The sequence below is a fragment of the Chitinophaga sp. genome (assembly GCF_036569185.1).
GTDB lineage: Bacteria > Bacteroidota > Bacteroidia > Chitinophagales > Chitinophagaceae > Chitinophaga.
Window position 1 is genome coordinate 46,220 of sequence record NZ_DATCRD010000288.1, and the last position, 19,714, is coordinate 65,933.

The 19,714-nt window shown below is 42.0% G+C and carries 12 protein-coding genes; 2 read left to right on the forward strand and 10 right to left on the reverse strand.

Annotation, left to right across the window (positions count from 1 at the left end; translation table 11 throughout):
- Positions 1-6: 6 nt before the first annotated feature.
- The 3 genes from VIM72_RS22540 to VIM72_RS22550 form a co-directional block, all read right to left on the reverse strand.
- On the reverse strand, positions 7-1,656 hold the full coding sequence (locus VIM72_RS22540; protein WP_332005077.1) for a hypothetical protein: 1,650 nt from the start codon (positions 1,654-1,656) through the stop codon (positions 7-9).
- A 59-nt stretch (positions 1,657-1,715) separates the two neighbouring features.
- On the reverse strand, positions 1,716-2,837 hold the full coding sequence (locus tag VIM72_RS22545) for a FecR family protein (RefSeq protein WP_332005078.1): 1,122 nt from the start codon (positions 2,835-2,837) through the stop codon (positions 1,716-1,718).
- Between the two features lie 62 nt (positions 2,838-2,899).
- Positions 2,900-3,418 (reverse strand): RNA polymerase sigma factor, encoded by a 519-nt coding sequence (locus tag VIM72_RS22550; RefSeq protein ID WP_332005079.1) that lies wholly within the window; start codon positions 3,416-3,418, stop codon positions 2,900-2,902.
- Positions 3,419-3,677: 259 nt separating this feature from the next.
- Here VIM72_RS22550 and VIM72_RS22555 point away from each other — a divergent pair, with 259 nt between their 5' ends.
- A complete protein-coding gene (locus VIM72_RS22555; RefSeq protein ID WP_332005080.1) occupies positions 3,678-7,013 on the forward strand; it encodes a TonB-dependent receptor in 3,336 nt (1,111 codons plus the stop codon).
- Between the two features lie 34 nt (positions 7,014-7,047).
- Complete coding sequence (locus tag VIM72_RS22560; RefSeq protein ID WP_332005081.1) at positions 7,048-8,838, forward strand: RagB/SusD family nutrient uptake outer membrane protein; 1,791 nt, start codon at positions 7,048-7,050, stop codon at positions 8,836-8,838.
- A 58-nt stretch (positions 8,839-8,896) separates the two neighbouring features.
- Here VIM72_RS22560 and VIM72_RS22565 read toward each other — a convergent pair whose 3' ends face one another.
- From VIM72_RS22565 to VIM72_RS22595, 7 genes are all read right to left on the reverse strand, one after another.
- Positions 8,897-10,840 (reverse strand): protein kinase domain-containing protein, encoded by a 1,944-nt coding sequence (locus VIM72_RS22565; RefSeq protein ID WP_332005082.1) that lies wholly within the window; start codon positions 10,838-10,840, stop codon positions 8,897-8,899.
- A 357-nt stretch (positions 10,841-11,197) separates the two neighbouring features.
- Complete coding sequence (locus VIM72_RS22570; protein ID WP_332005083.1) at positions 11,198-11,827, reverse strand: hypothetical protein; 630 nt, start codon at positions 11,825-11,827, stop codon at positions 11,198-11,200.
- Positions 11,828-11,999: 172 nt separating this feature from the next.
- Entirely contained in the window at positions 12,000-12,632 is a 633-nt protein-coding gene (locus VIM72_RS22575; RefSeq protein WP_332005084.1) for a hypothetical protein, read from the reverse strand.
- On the reverse strand, positions 12,620-13,186 hold the full coding sequence (locus VIM72_RS22580) for a hypothetical protein (RefSeq protein ID WP_332005085.1): 567 nt from the start codon (positions 13,184-13,186) through the stop codon (positions 12,620-12,622). Before VIM72_RS22580 ends, VIM72_RS22575 begins: the two co-directional genes overlap by 13 nt.
- A 308-nt stretch (positions 13,187-13,494) precedes the next feature.
- The gene (locus tag VIM72_RS22585; protein ID WP_332005086.1) at positions 13,495-14,025 is read right to left on the reverse strand and encodes a hypothetical protein; all 531 of its coding nucleotides are present in this window, start codon (positions 14,023-14,025) and stop codon (positions 13,495-13,497) included.
- 4 nt (positions 14,026-14,029) lie between these two features.
- On the reverse strand, positions 14,030-18,253 hold the full coding sequence (locus VIM72_RS22590; protein WP_332005087.1) for a DUF6443 domain-containing protein: 4,224 nt from the start codon (positions 18,251-18,253) through the stop codon (positions 14,030-14,032).
- A gap of 23 nt (positions 18,254-18,276) precedes the next feature.
- On the reverse strand, positions 18,277-19,714 hold a 1,438-nt coding region (locus VIM72_RS22595; protein ID WP_332005088.1), incomplete at its 5' end, for a hypothetical protein.

Here is a 19,714-nt window from a genome sequence, read left to right on the forward strand (position 1 = left end):
TCCTGTTTATAGATCCAGCATCATAACATTCATTTGCGGCTTAACCCGCAGTGAGGCTTCACTACCCTGCTTTGAAAAAGTTCCTTTCTTTGCCTTAATCCTGTAATTCATTCCTTCGAAGCTGCAATTAACCTGTTGTGGATCGATCTTATTAAATGGTAATTTAACCGCAGAAGCAGTGTTCAAATCCAGGTACCAATCCAGGGTTTTATTGCCAAGCAGCCTGAGGGTAATGTTTTTCTCATTCAACTCCATTTCCAGCGATCCGTTTACAGTGGTTAATGGCCAGGAAATATGCACCTTGCTACCGCCGCTCTGGGTAAATGTCGGGTTACCACCTTTTAATAAAACTTCTTTCCCGTTTACAAGTGCTTTCAGCCGCAACCCGGCAACCTGGCTGCCGCTGCTCCATAAATAGCTATCAACGAAGGGTAATGTAAAGAAGCTGCATTCATTGGATGTTGCGACCTGTGTAGTATAAACATCGGGGAAGGCTTCATTAAATAAATGAATATCACGGATACGAAGGTTGCCATGTTCCCACAATATATTGATCCTGTAAAAACGGCTGTTGAACCAGAGCGTCTTCAGGTCACTGCCTTCAATGTCTTTAGTGACAGCAAACGAAGTGGACGGTGTTACTTTATAGTTTTTTTTGAACCATACGCCTGATTGCTCCAGTGTTTCCACCCTGAGCTTCCCGGCTGCCCGTAGCTGCGCTATCAAAGGCAGCTGGATTTCGAAGCCTTTGGCCATGGCATCCCAGGTAAAAGAATTTTCCTGCCCAGCCTGTGTATAGTTAAATCCTAATGCCTCATCTTCAGTGAATGTTTTAAAGAACCAGTTAACCCAGGCAGCATCGCCTCCTCCGAACCGGTAAACAGGCTCCAGTGTTACAACGCCCTGCCGTTGCGTACCCACACCGTTGTCATACTGCCTCACAGGATCGCTTCCCAGCATCCTGAAAACCGGAACAGGGATCTGGTGCTCAGCATGCTGCGCAGGCATATAGGAATTAATTTTACTTGGATAATATGCCTGGTTCCAATAACCGCCCCATAAAGTGTAACCATCGGTTCCATACTGGTCTTTGCAGTTGGCTGAAGCAACTATGTGATATTTCTCATACATATAATTCAGGCTGTGGGCATCAATAAACCAGGATGCCACCGTTGCGGGGTAACGGCCAAAGATCTTTTTGAAATCCGCCATATAAACATCAATCAGTTTCTCGCGTTCCTCCGGCGTATAACCGGTAGAGAAACCGATATTGGCCCTCCAGTCCCAGGGATAACGCCCTCTCCATTTTAAGCCGGCCTTTTCGACCAGTGGCTGTGGTATCTCCCACCATCCGCCAATTTCAAAAGAGTCTTTTGGCAGGCTTGCCAACAGCTTTTGATACCGTGGATCCATTAATGCATCATATTGCAGCAAAAAGGTGCCTGGCAGCTTAAATTGCCGCATTATCCCAACTTGTTTTACAACTGTCTGGAACAATACATCCTCTGTGATATTGGCATCCCGTGGTTCCAGTAAACGGATAAAGTTCACGATGTTAACAATCTTTGGACTACGTTCGTAGGCTGAAGAAGATAATGAAAGCAGTAGTGATACGCCTATCATCGCTGCCATACAACTTTTCCTGATCTGATCCATTTTTTACGCTCTTGTATTGATGAAATTATTATTTATTATTAACCGGAACCCGCGCTTTTTTATTTCGTATTCAACCTGATATGCAATACTCTTTCTTTATAGTAATACGTACAGTTGGCAGTAGCGCACAGGATATCCAGGAATTCGCCAATGGGCCTGTTTTTAAAGACAATGCCTGTAAAATGCCTGCTGGCGGCAAGATCGGCGTTATCCAGCTGTACAGGCGTATTGAACCAGCGTGTTAGCAGGGCTGCCAGTTCACTGATCGGCGCATTATCTAACACATATTGACCGTTTATCCATGCCAGTTCATCAGGATTAAAAGAATGAACGGTCATTTCATCCTGTCCTGCAACATAACTACCCTGCTGTCCCGGTTGCAGCACCACTTTTTTTGATACGCTCTTAAGCGCTACAGCACCATTAACAAGCGATACTTTCTGCCTGCCTGGTTCGTAGGTGTTAACGTTAAAGGTGGTTCCCAATACTTCTACCCGCGCTCCATCCGGTAATTCTACAATAAACGGCCTTGCATCATCCCTGGCAATTTTGCAATAGGCCTCCCCGCTGATCCTGATGGTACGGGCAGCGTCCGCGAACCTGAATGGAAACCATATTTCCGTTGCAGAATTTATAACGATCTCCGAGCCGTCAGAAAGTTTTAACGTATAGTCCAACCCCGGGGGCACCCATAGTTTGTTCATACTTACATCAGCGCCTTTATCAGTATAGCTAAGGGTTTTGGTGGTTGTATCATTCGCCAGCTGAGCGTCACCGGCATTGGTGGCGCCGGCCTGTGAAAGATCAATGACCTTTCCGCCGGCTAATTGTAAATGCAAACCGCCCGACAATGGCGCATCCGCTGTTTTACTGGCCACAAGCTGCCTGTGCGCTGGTTTTATGAGAACAAAGCCACCTATCAATATACCAGCCAGCAGGGCGGCGGCAAACATCAACCGTTTGCTGCGTTGCTTCTTTGACCGTTGCACCCTGCCGGAAATTTCCTCCCAGGACTCATCCAGGTTGTACTGCAATGTCCCGGAGATTGGAATAGTCCGCTGCAGCTCCTCCCATTGCCTTCTTAGCTCCTTATCTTCCAACATCTTCTGTGTAAGCAGGCGTTCATCTTCCGGGCTGATAATTCCTGAAAGCTTTTCTATCATGAGCTGATGTAGATCCATGTCATCTGAATTATCGGTTTCCACTATATTAAGTTCATTGAGGTGGGAAAATGGGTGACTTGCTATCGCAAATGAATCAGTTTTTTTCTCAGGGTTTTGAGCGCATCGGCAAGATGGGTTTTGACAGTATTAGAGTTGATACCCAGTTCGGCAGAGATCTCTTTTCTTTTCTTACCAGCCATGAACGCCATATCAAATACCCTCGCCTGTTGCGGGGGGAGCCCTCTTACCGCCTTTGTAAACTCCATCCTGATCTGGCTGTTTTCCGCAGGATCAACCTGGTACAAAGGTGTATTGGTATCGATAATGTTACGAACTATGGTTGCCCTGTTCTTTTTGGTGTCCAGTACCCGGATCGACAACAGGCGGACCGACTGGAAAAAGTAACTTTTAACGTTTCCCCGTACATCAAAATACCGTTCCTTCTGCCAGAAGTCTGTAAAGAAATCCTGCACCACATCTTTCGCCTCATCTTCCGATCCCAGTATCTGGAAGGCAGTGAAAAATAAAAAACGTGCATATCGGTCATGAAGTAACCGCAAAGCACTTGCCTGACCATTTTTCAGTTCTTGTATTAGCATTTGATCGTCCTGCATAGATCAGTAACAGTTGACGTTTATACCTGAAAGATTTTTGGTTGTTCTATACGTGGAGCCACCAGGAATATTATTTCTGAAAAACATGATGTCCTGATTTATTCCGCTGGGTGACAATCAAAGATAATAGTTAAAACGATTTAGTTCCACATTCCGGGTAAAAATAAAAAAGTTGATGACGAGGTCACCCAAAAGTATTTCCTGTTGAACTTTATAATAGTTAGTCAGTAAAAATCAACTGCCAATGATCCAATTCCACATGAAGGGCATATTAAGATTAACCCTGGTTATGATGATGCTGTCCGGTCTGGCGCAAGCCCAAAACAAAATCCCCGACCGGTTCCGGGTGAATGTGATAAGCAAAAGCATAACACTGAAAGATTTCTTTAAAGCCGTTCAAAAACAAACCAATCTGACGGTATACTATTCTGACGAAAGCATCAACGTGCAGGATAAGATCTCCGTAAACTTTGTAAATACGCCGCTGGATGCCGCGTTAGAGCAATTACGCAGGGAGAAATCGTTTATCTATGAATACAATAACAGCAGCCTGCTGATCAAACCAGCCGGTAAGAATACCGGTTCCACTGCCGATCCCGGTTCCAGGATTAACCAGATAATAACAGGGAAGGTTACAAACGACCAGGGAACAGCCCTGATCGGGGTCACAGTAGTCGTGAAAGGCACAACAATGGGCGCTACTACGGATTCGCTTGGCGAATACCAGTTGTCTGTACCCGAAAACAGTAAAACACTTGTATTCAGTTATATAGGTTATGATACCCAGGAAGCAGCTATCAAAAATCAGAAAATAGTCAATATAGTTTTAAACCTGCATCATTCCGAAATGAATGAAGTGATTGTTGTTGGTTATGGCAAGCAAAAGAAAATAACGACCATCGGGGCGCAAAGCACTATTACCGCTGAAGAATTAAAACAGCCGGTCGCTAATCTCAGCAACCTGGTTGCCGGTCGCGTAGCCGGTATTATCGGCGTGCAACGGAGCGGAGAGCCAGGTTTTGATAATTCTGAAATTTATATCAGGGGTATCTCTACGTTTACCAGCAGCTCGCCGCTGATACTGGTAGATGGGGTAGAAAGATCATTTAACAATATAGATCCTGAAGACATCGCCAGCTTTACTATTCTTAAAGATGCATCAGCCACTGCTGTTTATGGTGTTAGGGGGGCTAACGGCGTTATTCTCATCGAAACAAAAAAAGGAAAGCTGGGAAAAACAACCATCAATGCACAAATAGATTATGGACGAACAGAATTTACCAGGCTGCCGAAATTTGCAGATGGGGTTACCTACCTGGAAATCTCGAATGAAGCATATAAAAACAGTAATCCTAACGATCCGTTGCCGAGGTATTCACAGGAAAGGATCCAAAAAACCGCCGACAAATCTGATCCGGACCTGTCGCCGGATGTAGATTGGTTCAGCGCCATCTTTAATAAATATGGCAGTAACCGAAGGGTAAGGGTCAATGCTAACGGAGGATCTGATAAAGCTCAATATTACTTGTCCATTGGTTATTACGATGAAACAGGTATGTTTAAAACGGACGAATTAGCCAGGTATAATTCGTCCATAAAATTTAACAGGTATAACTTTACCTCCAACCTTACATTAAACGTTACTAAAACTACCAAAGTGGATTTTGGGGCATCCGGATGGATCAGCAATGGTAATTACCCCGGTAGCGCTACCGGCTCTGTGTTCAACGCAGCTTATGTAATGCCTCCTGTCTCAATTCCTGTCAAATATTCGAATGGCTATTTTTCGCAGGTACGAACAGGCGATATGGCCAATCCTTACACTATGCTAACACAGTCGGGGTATTCCACCAGGTTCAACAGCCAGTTGTGGAGTAACATCCGTGTTACGCAAAACCTCGACTTTATAACCAACGGCCTTTCAATTACCGGTATGTTCTCGTTCGATAATAACAACGGACATAATATTTCAAGGAGTAAATCAGTAGATGGTTATCTCGCAACCGGGAGAGATGGGCAGGGGAACCTGCAATTCATACAAACACAGATAGGTACAAATTACCTGGGTTATAACCGTGAAAACGGCGGGTCACGGCAATTCTATCTCGAATCTGCTATCAATTATAACCGTTCATTCGGCAAGCACCTGGTTACCGGAATGCTGCTATATAATCAATCAGACAGGATAGATGCTTTTGCGGGAGATTTCATCAGCTCTATTCCATACCGGTATGTTGGCCTTGCAGGAAGGGCTACCTATGCTTATGATACCCGGTATCTTGCAGAAATGAACTTCGGTTACAATGGATCGGAAACTTTTGCACCAGATCGCCGGTTTGGCTTTTTCCCCTCTTTCGGTTTGGGATGGGTGGTTTCCCAGGAAAAATTCCTTGAAGGAATTAAAGATGCTGTGTCATTCCTGAAACTAAGGTTCTCTTATGGTGAAGTGGGAAACAGTAATATTGGTGGAAGAAGATTTGCCTATATCGCCACTGTTGCGGGCGCCGGCGGTTATGACTATGGACAGAACAATATCAACAATTCAATAGGCGGACTGAATTTCGGTGATTACGCGGTAGATGTTACCTGGGAAAGAGCAAAAAAATACAACCTGGGCATCGAGCTCAGGACCTGGAATGATGCGATCTCATTTACGGCAGATCTTTTCAAGGAAAAAAGACGTGGTATATTCCGTCAGCGTGGCGACATCCCCCAATTTGCAGGGATCACCAATCTGCCCTACGCCAACCTGGGCGCAGTAAATAACAAAGGAATAGACGCCACACTGGAGATAAATAAACAGGTAGGTAACTTCAGGCTGGGATTCCGCGGAAATATAACCTGGAACCGGGCTACGGTGATAGATGATGCCAATGCTCCCTGGCCTTATCCCTGGCAACAGCGTATAGGGCGAAAGCTGGGGCAGCGGTTCGGTTATATTGCTCTGGGACTATTCCAATCGGAAGATGAAATTTCCCATAGCCCCTTCCAGCCTGGCACCAACAAACCGGGGGATATTAAGTATAAAGATATGAATGAAGATGGTAAGATCGACTCTTATGACCAGGCTCCTATTGGTAATGGAAGCATGCCGGAAATCGTATATGGTTTCGGACCAACTATCGGGTGGAAAAACTGGTCATTGGCGGCATGGTTCAAAGGGATCGGGAATGTGGATATAACGCTGTATGGCGACGGCTTCCGGCCATTTACATATGGCGGTGAACGTGGTAACCTGCTGGCGCAGATAACAGACAGGTGGACGCCCGACAATCCGAATCCCCATCCCTTCTATCCAAGGATCACTTATGGAGCTGATAATATGAACTATGAAGGAAGTACCTGGTGGATGAAGAACGGGGCTTTCCTGAGGTTGCAGACCCTTCAGCTGAATTATGAATTAAGTAAAAACAAATGGTTATCCCGCCTGGGCATTTCAACACTGGATGTTTACTTCATCGGGTATAACCTGGCTACATTCAGTGGTTTTAAGCTGTGGGATGTGGAACTGGGCGATGGAAGGGGGTCGCAATACCCGCTGCTGAAGACTTATAACCTCGGCCTGAGATGTAACTTCTGACAACTTATTCTCTGCAAACAGAAAAACAATGACTATGCTTCGATATACCAGGATCAATATATTACTTTTAGCTGCCGGCATACTAAGCTTCACCTCCTGCAAGAAATTCCTTAACCAGGTGCCTGATGACAGGATCACTATGGAAGAAGTATTTAAAAAGAAAGCCACCTCAGAACAATTTCTTGCCAGTGTATACAGTTATGTGCCGGATGAATGGGAAGCTATCCATAATTTCCCCTGGGTAGGAACGAGCGATGAAGCGGATCTTACCTGGTCTGGCTCTTCCAATTACCAGATCAACATTGGTAACCTTAGTCCTGCCAACAACTCCTTTGAATACTGGGGCTCTTATTACCAGGCTATCCGTTCAGCCACTTACTTCATCAATCATATAGACGAAAACAACGAAATACGCAACCTAAGTGGTCAGCAGCTTATAGACCAGTACAAGGCAGAAGCAAGATTCCTCAGGGCCTATTATTATTTCTGCCTCATGCGCCAGTATGGCCCTGTGATTTTATTGGGAGAAGATGTTATTGCTCCGGATGCTCCGGCCGGCAATATGCAGCTTCCGCGAAGTACGTATGACGACTGCGTTAATTACGTAGTAAGCGAACTGGATAAAGCCGCCGGGGTGCTGCCGCTGGTTCCGCAGAGAAACGGACAGCCAAACGATGCCGAATATGGCAGGGCTACGAAGGGGATGGCATTAGCTGTCAAAGCCCGGTTGCTGTTATACGCTGCAAGTCCTTTGTACAATGGGAATACAGACGCGCTGTTGTCTTCCTTCAAGAGTGCTGAAGGCGCCCCGCTGATCTCGCCGGTGAAGGATGCTGAAAAATGGAAAAAGGCTGCAGATGCTGCAAAGGCGGTCATTGATCTGAACATTTACGGTTTGTATAAAGACCCGTCGGGCGATGTAATAAAAACATTGGAGGGAATTTTTTTCCAGGGATGGAACAATGAACAGATATTCGTCCGTAAAGGGAATGGATTAAGCCAATGGGATGTACATTGCATGCCCAGGCAGGCTGGCGGATGGTGCGGCATCGGGCCAACACAGGAAATGATAGACACTTATTTTATGTCAGATGGTAAGCTGCCTTCGGAATCGCCCTTATATTCCCAAACTGGTTTTACCACCGTAAACGGAGAGAAGATTTTCAATATGTACATAAACAGGGAGCCGAGGTTTTACAGGGATGTTACTTATAACAATAGTGTATGGCAGGGCGGTACAATGCAATCGCCCGCGCCTGTCAGCTTCTTCGTTTCAGGGCCTAACGGGCGAAACGGGCATCCAACGGATTTTTCGAAAACCGGTTACCTGGTCCGGAAAAATGTAGGCCCCACCACTAATATAGGTTCGGGAGGTAATGGACAGCGGCAGGACAGGCCCGCTCCTTTATTCCGGCTGGCGGAGATCTACCTGAACTATGCGGAGGCGCTCAATGAGTATACCCCGGGGAATCCTGATATTGTCAGGTATCTCAACATGATCCGCGAGCGGGCAGGTATTCCGCAATATGGCGCTGGTCTTCCATTACCGGGCGGGCAGGATGAAATGCGTCAAAAGATCCGGGCGGAAAGAAAAGTAGAACTGGCTTATGAAGGGCACCGCTTTTTTGATATTCGCAGATGGAAAATTGCACCACAGGTAATGGGTACTATGCATGGCATGGATATCAGCAAGGATGGAGATGCTTTTTACAACAGGGTAGCAACCATGACACCGCACCTGTTTATGCCGTCTTATTACTGGTGGCCTATTAGTCAATATGAGCTGGACAGGGATAAAAAAATAATTCAGAACCCTGGTTGGTGAGAAAGGGAAAAGAGCCGCCTCATCCTGGCTTATTTTCAGAGATGCTCGTTACCATATATCAGTAATATCTGAGTAGTTGCTTTAATTCATCTGCAAAAAAAGTATTTCTTGAGATGGCAGTATCTATCTCATTATATTTCTGCGCTAGGAAGGTCTGCCGGTTTAAGATACTGTTTTTATGTACTTTCAGACCGACATACAACTGTCGGATACTGTTTTCCATACTGGCTTTCTGTATGGCTAGTTCCCGTGATAGCTTAGCCAGCTCTTTATTGATTTGTTCATAGTCTGGTTTATATTCAAATCCATTCGCCATCTGTTGTTGCCAGGAAATTAGGATTTGCATGTTTTTGGGGCCGATTCCTGCTATTTTTATCTTATTCAACCTGCTGATATCTGCAGCAGTAAGGATCCCATTATCATACAAGAGTTGTTTTTTGGCCGCCCACAAAGAAGGTATCTCGAAATCAACAATTAAAAATCCAGCTAAATAAAGGGACAGCTGTTTATGATACCACTTTTCTTCAACCAACCGCCGTTCTTTCAGGTAGGGGTCCGGCAACTTTTTGTATTCTTTGATAGATGCATTAATGGCATCCTGTACATCGCGGTAATGTTTGAGCTCTTTGGGATGATCATACTCCATTACAATGGTCAACTGCTGCTTTTTCATATCCTGGATCAACCCGATTCCTCTCTCTAGTTCCCGCTCTATTTTACGGCGAAAGGGAGACTTAACATGATACATCGCCAGGAAAATAATCGCAAGCAATACGAAAGCCGAATGTATTACTGCAAAAGCAGCAATGATAGCCCCACCGACAAAAGCCGTTAACAGATGCAACCAACGATACCGATACCAACGCGGATCAATTTTCCCCTGAGTCAACGGTGTATGTAAATACCTTACCTTAAATTTTTCTAGTGATAATTTTTCTGTATTGATGTCGTTGAGGAACATCGCAAATTCCTGATTATCGGCAAGGATATTTCGCTCACTGTCGTCCAGAAAATAAACAATTCCTTTCTTCGCTTGAAAATCACACCATGGACAATTCTCCATCGTTTTTGGGTAGGTATGTATTTTAGTTTTCCCACAGGTAATAATATCTTTACTGAATATATCCAAGGCAACCATCCACTCTTTCGACGAAGGCCGTTGGTCCTGGTTTTCAAAAGCACGATGGAATAGTGTGATCAGTCCGTCACTGAGATCAGCGATATCAAAACTATTCAATGGTGGTAATAACCGTTTATATTGCTTTTTTAGGGAATATGCAAATTCCTGCTCACGGATGGCGCGCTCTTCATCAAAATCCTCAGCCGAATTATTACGACCAGCGAAGGGATGTCTACCTAAAAAGAGGATTTGAAAAAGTAAGATCGCCAGTGAAAAGGCGTCCGTATTAACAGTTCTCACTACCTGACTAAAACTTTTTGCGGATAGCAGTTCCGGCGGTGTATAACGGGGTACACCCACCTCACAGAAATAATAATGGTCTTTGTTTTTTATCTGAAAAGAGTCACAATCAATAAACGCAACCATCCCTTGCGGGTTTACCAGGATATTCCCTTCATTTACATCTCCGATGATCAATCCTTCCACATGCAGAGAATGAAAAGCAGTAGCAAGATTCCGGGCTACATGTACCAAGAAATTATATCCTTTGTCAGGGAATAATTTCTTACGGTCCATGGGATTAAACAACATATGCAGCGGCACATAACCCGTTAGTTTGTTCATCACAAATCCCTCTACTCTTCCGTTATGAATGGCCAGGTCCAGTGGCCATGCGGCAAACCGGTATATAGCAGGCCGCCGCATCGTGGTCATGTAACGGAGCTTATCCATTTTATCGCTTGCCAGTTCCTCCGTATAAATTTTCAATAATATAGCAGGCGATTCGCGTACCTCAAATACATGTCCTTCACCACCTTTTCCTATTTCATTGCCGATAGTATAAAGGCGAACACCATCTGCTCCTTTATAAGTGGTTATCATTGTTTAATCTTGAAGCAAGAAAAAGGGTTTTGTCATCATCTGTTCTGTTATTGATTATCTGACTCCCCAAATAGGTTTCCAACTTGTGATGGAGTATCGTGATATGCTCTTCCTGAGCGGCCATACGTACGGATTTAAACATGTCTATAAAAAATGGTTGGTGTACATTCATTTCTGCATTATTCAGGGCGACCGTTTGCAATCCATCCGTAAACATAGCCACTTCAGTCACGGAAGAGTTAATCTTTAATACCTGTATAAGCGAAGGTACATTTTAGATACAAAACCGTTTCAATTTAATTTATATCTATTCTACTTTATCAGCCTAAAAAGTCAGATAATGAAATGACACACGGTTTAAGAAAACCAGCTATTGACAAATAGGATCATATCCACCTCACCCTCAATCATAGCATAAATAAAATAATGAAGTGGGTTGATAAAGTATAAAAAGTCACGAATAATTTCTTTTCCATTGACGGGTTCAAGAAGCTCATAACTGTTGTAATAAACGAGGAAATTCTTGTCGTAATGTGCAGTGGACTTGTTCCTGATTTTTGGCATGATTCGGTCGTAATCGTACTTCTCTTTAAATTCGGTAAGTTCATCATTGAGCATTCGGAAAAAATTCTGAAATTCTTCTTTCTTTTCTTGGTTGACTGAGAAAAAAAGCTCCTTTTTAAATTGGTGGTAGGTATTGATGGTTTCGTAAATAATCAGGTAGGAGATTTTAAGGTTGAAGAATTTTTCCCAGTCCAGTTTCGATCTTTTGAAATTCTTATAACTACTGAGTAAGTCAATATAGGAAGTTGTAACAAAACTAAAAAACTCGGTAGTCATTTTTCTTTGTTCAACCTCGTGTTTTTTCTTAGAGCTGATTTTCTTACCGAGTAGAGCGTTGTAAACTTTAAGATCATCGGCACACATGGCGATTTCGCTTTGGTAATGAGTGATCTTTTCATCGATCTCTTTGATAGTCATCATCATATTAGGTGGGGGTAAGAAGTTAAAATTAAACAAGCTGATTTTCCTTAAATGTGGTGTAGTTCAGCATTTCATTAGGCAAATAAATGAAAATAAATGTAATTGAAAGAAGTGATATTTTCACATAAATAAGACGTAATTATCTGTTAATCAAATCATTACATAGAATTCACAGTTATTTATGGGTCTTATTTTGAAAGGCAATTGTAATGCTAGTTTTTATCGCTGGGTCAATCTTTACGGCTTCATTAAAACAAAACATGGTCATATTGCGATTATTCATATTAAGTTGAGCTAACCCAAGATAAAATAATGACACTGCTTTTTCTTTTCCTGTTGCATGTATTAGTGACTGCCCAAATAGTTCTGACGATTTACGATTTTTTTTTGCATCAAAGTATTTTTTACCTTCTGAAAGGTACTTACGTACTCTATCTTGGGTTAAAACCTGAACCGGGATTTGGTATTTACTTAATACATTATCAATAAAATCAATCTCATCATATTTGGAAAGGTTCGATTTTAGTAACCCATTATCATTACGATGATATAAAATACCCAACTGCGCTTGTCTAATATGTAGTGCTACGCTTTTATAGTTACTTGCCCCTTCAAAAAAATGCACAGAATATGCACCCTCAGAAGCATCTCCATGTCCAATAGTATGTTCACCATCTCCCAATAAACTAATATTGCCACGGTATATCCTATTATACCTAACAAAATTAAAAGCACCATTATTAAATCCTACAGACACTTTGAATCCACCGACAGATTGGACATTTCCCATTTCAATTACATAATCCATAGATCCATCATTTTGGACAATATTGAGCTTGGTATCGAAGGAACAATTGAAAGATAAAAATCTTTGATTTCCAAAACGGGACTGGAGGTATTTTCACGATCGTCAACTTGTCTTTTGCCATAGTCTTCTTGTTGATTTTTTGAAGGTAACTTGTCCATCATATATGCCTGAAAAATCTCAAATGCATTTTTATCTCCCAGGTAGCAATTAGGAACTAGCCCAAACTTATTATTCTTAAATTCATAAATTAAAACAGGATTACCTGTGCAATAGAGAAATTCCGTCCTATTTTCAGATAAGATATGATAATATTTGAGAACATCAATTATTTGCTCGTCTGTTGCCATACTCCCTATGCTTTTGAGTGCCGATTCCGCAAAATCAATTTCACCCGCAAAAGCAATACATTGATTTTTACCGATAATCACAGTCTTTATGACTCCTTCACTAGGGTCAGTTTTTCGTTGTTTGATTTCATGATCTGGATATGTCAACTTTGTATCACTAACTATAGCAATATTTTGTCCATCTTGACGAGCAACAATAAGAGTCATACTTTTGGGAAATTTTGATCAGTTAAACTGCGTAATTAGTTACTTTACAAAGAGGAATAGCCACCAGTTGCGGTGGCTATTCCTTTCATTAATCTGTATTTTTAGCTAACTATTTTACTCAAATATTCCATTCATTGGCAACCGTATCTCCTAGCATTTAACCCAATTATTAGGAAGTTTTTTTTTTTTTTAAATTAGCTCCCCTTAGGTATTGCGAAAATTTTGACTCTAAGAAGCGCAACTTGATTGTTTGGGGAATAAGAAATTTTCCCTTAATTATCAACTATATCTATTATAGATAGATACTGTTATATACCAATTAAGAATCTAATTTTATCAATTTCGCGATTATATAGTTGAGTATTAATCTCAGAGAATTTTTCTACGACTCCTCGATTTCTTTCAAATAGCTCTTTGCTTGTAACGCCTATAACACCCATCATAGCATCAAAACAAGTTGCTTTGAGATAATCATTTTCAACTGGATTAAAGGAAATATTATAGAATATCTTTAGAAGCCTTGCATCATTAGATCCAATATAAGCCTGAGCAAGAGAAGACGCGCATGTCATCCTCAGGTCCTCATCTTCATGTTCATCAGATAAATATTTAATTGCGGTTTCCTTGTATCTGTCATCCTTACTTTTCAGCATGAAGAGAATGGCCTTAATTGCAATACTTTTAATATCGGCTCTTTTGTCTTCTAGAAATTTTTCATAAATGGGTAAATATGAAAAATCATCAAGGTGGCTATAAGCCAGATCATACAAATAATCATACAATTTCAGATCATCGTTATAAATACCTTTAATTGTTTCTTCTATACGCTTTATACTCATATATTTAATTTGCTATTTCTTCACGAGCTTTATTAAGTAAATTATTAATCCTATCTTTTTCTTTCTGCAATTGTGACCTCAATCCCTGAGCTGCTTTCAATACATCATCAGAGAGTTGCCCGGAGCCAATCGCTTTATTTAATTTTTCTATTTGATTTCCGACACCTCTCAATGCATTACTCACTTCATCAAGATGGTCATAAACCCTTCCATTTATTACTATTGGATTACCTTGAATATCTCCTATTGCAGCCCCGATATGTTCACCATCAAGTGCTTTCATCTGGTTCGACACCTTTTTCAAAATTCCTTCCAAAAGTTCTCCTCCAATTCCTCTTAGTGCTCCCTGAGCTAGCTTCCCCAATGTACTTGCTACCTTACCTCCTAAAATTTCTGTTCCTAAACTTAATGCAGCCATTCCAGCTTTCCCTTGAGAGGCATTTATTAAGAATCCTCCTCCAGGTAGGTATTTAGCTCCTTCGCTTACGTCCTCATAACCTTCTTTCATGGTTTGGCTAACAACACTCAATCTTTCGCGTCTATCTGCATATTCGGCTTGTGCTTCTGTACTATGAGACTGGCCAAATCCGAAGCCAAAAAAATCAGCCCATTTTTTCCACCAAGGAGGATCATTGGATTCTGAAGGCGCCATTCCTTCAAGCTCAATAAAACGCATTGGATTATCAAATCCATAATTATAAGGCGACCATCTTCTCATTGAATCAGATTTTGCATCAAGCGTATGCCATCTGCCAATCTGGGCATCGTACATCCTTGCTCCGTAGTCATACCAATCTAATCCAAAGCCATCTCCGAACTCCATACTTTGTAGTTCTTTGCTATTATATTTCAAATGGTTCTCCGGATAGTTAGTTCCTTTTAATGCATTCGAACTAATCCCTGCCATAGTCAACCCAAATGGATAATAATGTGTCTCCTCCAACAACGGACCAGACGCCAGTGCAACAGTTACATCGTCAAAGAACACATCCTGCGGGCTCTCATTACTGGTGTATACATACAGGAAACCAGATTTTGAAACTACCATTTCATCCTGTCCCAATACTTGCAGCTGATCAGGTTCAGCTTTAACCTGCCTTACACCACTATTTTCATCCACTAATTTAAACTGATCATCAAACAAAACAAAATTTAAATACGCCTTTGGCCGGTCTATCTTAGCCGGATCTGAATCCTTCTCTTTCAGGCGTTGATAATCGGTATTATAAAAGTCATTATTAAGCGGCATAGATGAACCAGATGCTGATATCCCATGCGTGCCATTGGACTCCGTAGATCCACTAAATGCCTGCACCAGGTCGGCCACCATGTTTTCCGGTAAGGGAACATCTGCCTTTTTCTCTGTAGGAGCAATGGATTTGTAAAAAGCATTGGTCTTAATCCGGAAGGTATCTCCCGCCATAACCCGTAAAACCAGGGATGGACCAATTTTCTTTCCTTCATTCAGGGCCGTCAATTTGGAAACAGACTGGTTTTGAGCGGTGTCCTGCTCTGAAGGATAGCCTATTGGCTTGGGAGCACGGGTGTTATCAATGTTGCTAAATAGCGCTGATTCCGTTGCGGCACTGGTGGTTTCCATGGTTGCCGTATACATGCTAAGATCAGTCTGATCTGTAAGAACAAGCCTGGTATTACCTAAATGATCTTTTATAAAATAATCATAGTTATACGCCACGGGTTGGCCTGTCTTAAAGCTGGCCCTGATGCGTCCTTCTTCATGGCCGATATATTGCAGGCTATCATTCTTATAAACAAAGCCCCCTATATAATCAGTTGTGGTTACTTTCGGCGTACCTCCTGTAACGTCTGTTACAATCTTTTTTACCTTATTACCGGAGGCGTCATACCTGTACACAATATTACCTTTTCCTGTTATGACAATACTATCAGGCAGGTTAAGGAAATTATACCGGATTAATGTGATTTTTTTGTTCTCATCCTTTATAAGATTTCCATTTGCGTCGTAGTCGTAATCATCACCTGTATTAACGCCATTATTAAAGTCACCGAGTTTAGCCGCGGAAGTATTAATAGGATCAGCTACCTTTGCCAGTTTATTACTGTTACTGCGATAAGTGTATGTTAACTGGTCAATGAGCGAGGGGGCGGCAGTGCCATTTTTACCCATTTGGTTCATGGTAAGAATATTGCCGTTAGCATCGTAGGCTAAGTTGTTTACCGTGAAATCCATATTGGTTTTCCCCCAGGTTGTACCATTTCTTTCCAGGAAATTAGCCGAAGCCAGGCGGGAAATTTTATCATAGCCAAAGCTGTAAAGTCTTGCGATTCCATTGGATTTACTTTTCCAACGTGCACCTGCAATATCACCACTGAACTGGGTGCCGAGTGTGAATCCGTAATCATAGATTAAATCCTGGCCAAACCAATTGGTGGTACTGCCATCAGTATTGGCGTATTCTTTATTAATTCCTTTGAGCCATCCTCTTATATTATATTCATATTTTAACATTTCAAGTTGCCCGGTTGCGGTAACACCAAGACGCTTTGTTAGCAGCTGTCCCATTTCATTATAGGTGGACACTGAAATTGTTTTCTCATTTGCAACCACATCATTAAGACGCTTTTTAACTGAAGTAACCCTGCCGGAAGCATCATAACTGATCATCGTCAGTAAAGTAGTCTGAGGTATGGTGGTGCTGCGCGGGTTTTTGTGCTTAAGATAAGTACTTAGCAACTTTCCGTTAAAATCATATAGATTATTGATCACATCCACTCCCCCCGAAATATTGTCTGATAAGGTTTGTATTATCCGGCCTTTATCATTGTAATAGTTCGTGGTGGTTAACCATTGGTTAGTTCCCAATATGCGTGTTCTGGTTCCAGTAACAAGCCCCCTGGTTTTACTGCTGGGGGTTGTTGGTAAGGCTTCGGAATACGGATTCGTACCGGCCTGTGGTTTCAGAATATCTTCTGTGGCATAGTTTTGTTTGCCGGTAAATGTATAATCATTATAGTAAGTATATAGCACTGGTGTTAGCGCAGTAGCAGGTAAATTAGGAGTTGGATTACCGCTTATAATTGCATTCATGGAATTCTGTAACGTAATTCGGTCGGTCGCAGCAGTATATAGTTGAAGTTGTATAGGTCGATTTAAAGCGTCGTAGTAATTAACTAACCAATAAGCACCTTTCATTCTACCATCCCGAGAGAATACAAGTCTATCACGTACATCATAAATCATCTCGGTAGAATCGGCGCCTGGGATTTTTTTAACAATTAATCGTCCACGGCCATCATATCTGTACATAAAGCATAATTCTTTAGCTACATCCGCTGAAATAATCCAGGTTCCGCTAATTGCCTGTACTGCTTTGGGCGGTATTGCCATACGAAGATTACCTTTGTCGTCATACACATAATAGGTACAAAGCCACCCTACGTGGGCGGTTCCGGCAACAGGAGCCTGTGTCTTCTTTAATACAACTTGGCCCTCCTTATTCTTATATTCAATAATCTGGTTGCCCATTTCATTGGTTGTAGAATTTTTATAGAGCTGACCCGCAGCATATATCGAAGAGCTTGTGGGAATGATACTGCCAGTTGTCAGTGTCCAGACTCTTACGGAGTCTGTTGATCCGTTGGTTTCATAACTGTTTTGCATGAAACGGTTGCCGCCATTTTCACCGGTTGTAGCATCTTTCTTGGCCCAGCTATTTCCCGGGGCATACGACTTTAATGGTCTGTTCAGGGGAGACGCCTCAAAGTCAGTTTTACCATAGTATACACTTTCGCCAGCCGTACCAGGCATGAGCGAAGTATTGCTGTAAAAAAGTTTCTGCTGTGCAAATGGGTCGATTTTAAACTTTCCGTCAGCAGCATTTTGCGAGATAAAGGGAAGATACTTGTATTGTTCCCTTCCATATTGATCATAAATAGTGGATAATACCATATCTTTTTGTAAAGGACTAACCCCTTTGGATACAACCTGAATAGGTCTTCCAAGGCCATCAAAATATTGGGTTGTCTGCTTTACTTCTACTACCGTTCTGGCAGGAGCTGCTATAATAGCCGAATCCCCGCTCGGCATACCAGGCTCCCAGGTTCTTATATAATTGATAGGTACATTATTGTAATTCGCTGGTACAGGTACAGGCGTAGCTGCGCTTCTCGGTATATCAACAGGAGTCTGTGCATTAATAGCGCCAGAATATAATAATAACAGTATAATATATATTGCTTTTGACATAATTTCGTTTTTTTGAGATCAGATTATTGCGTTATAGGAACACGATATTGATACTGGATTAACTTTACAATTTTGCCATCCTGGTCTTTAATTGCTTTCAGGCGTCCCAACATGTCATACTCATAATAGATAGTCAACCCGCGATCATCTGTTTCAGAGGTAACCCCTAAAAGTGGAGTATACGTGTAAGTATTCACTATGGCACCTGGAAGAGCAGTGCGTATTTTGTTAAGCTCATCCCGGAGTTGCTGATCGGTAGATGGTGATTGTAAAATAGTATTATTCACTAATGCAGCCACTGTAGTATAATCACTTCCAACGACTTTTGCCACAGGATATTGGTTATCGTAACCCCATAGGTATACTTCCGATAGGTCATTTACCTTGCCCTGTTGCCGGATATTTCCATAGCTATCATAGTTGTTGAATGTAACCCATGGCTTGTAGCGGTTATCTTTTGTCACAGCAGCTGCGGTTACAGTGAGTGGTGTGTAATTGGCAACGGGGTCTGGGCTATCAAAGCCCCAAGCGATGTCCGGGAACGGCTTGTCCGGCTTATATGTAGTAACGGATGCTGCTACAGTTGAAGAGCCCAGTGTGGTATATTTTTCAATTACGCTACTGATATAATGATTACTCTGTAAATACTTTATTCCGGTAACTTCTGGCGTTGCCGGTGTTCCGGTAATGGTGTAATCTAATGGATACTTATAGTAAGAAGTTTGTATCTGGTTTAATGAATTTGCTTCAGTTTGGCGGCTTAACTGACCATGTTGGGCATTGTCATAATAACTACTTACTGTTTTGACGATACTCCGGTTATTGTTCAAGTCGAATACGGAATCCACGCGCTGAACCTCATAAATCCATGGACAGATGATTTTAGATGGTACGAGCCTGTAGCCCTGGTTAAGCGGCTCTGAACTACAACAACTGGTGCAGTAAACCGAATTACAATAAGGAAAAGTGTAACCATACATTATATTCGCAGCGAAATAATTGCCATTTTGAAGATTGCCGGTATTATAATAGTAATCAGTGCGCGATACTTTCCTGGCGGAAGAATCATAGTTGATTTCTCTTAAAAGGCTACCACGCAAATAATCCATATCAGAAGTGTATTTTTCAGATGCCCCTATATTGTAGTAATTCATAGTGATGCCACCATGATATTCCGGGAGATGCATGTTGGTCGCATCATAAGAAAATTCAGATACTTTCATTCCAGACTGCGGCTCCCCGAAGACTTCCGTTACAGTAGAATAGCCAACGTTGCTTCCCCTTGTGTTATTGAGGGTAGATGTTGGGAAGCTGGATCTTATAAAATACTCACAAGTAGGGCCATTCCTGTTGGTCAGCTTCCTTTCCGTGAAATTAAAATCACTGATCAGGTTTCCGGATGAACGGTTAGCGTCATAGCTTGTGTTATAATAGAACTTATGCCGGTTGGGTATATTGGTT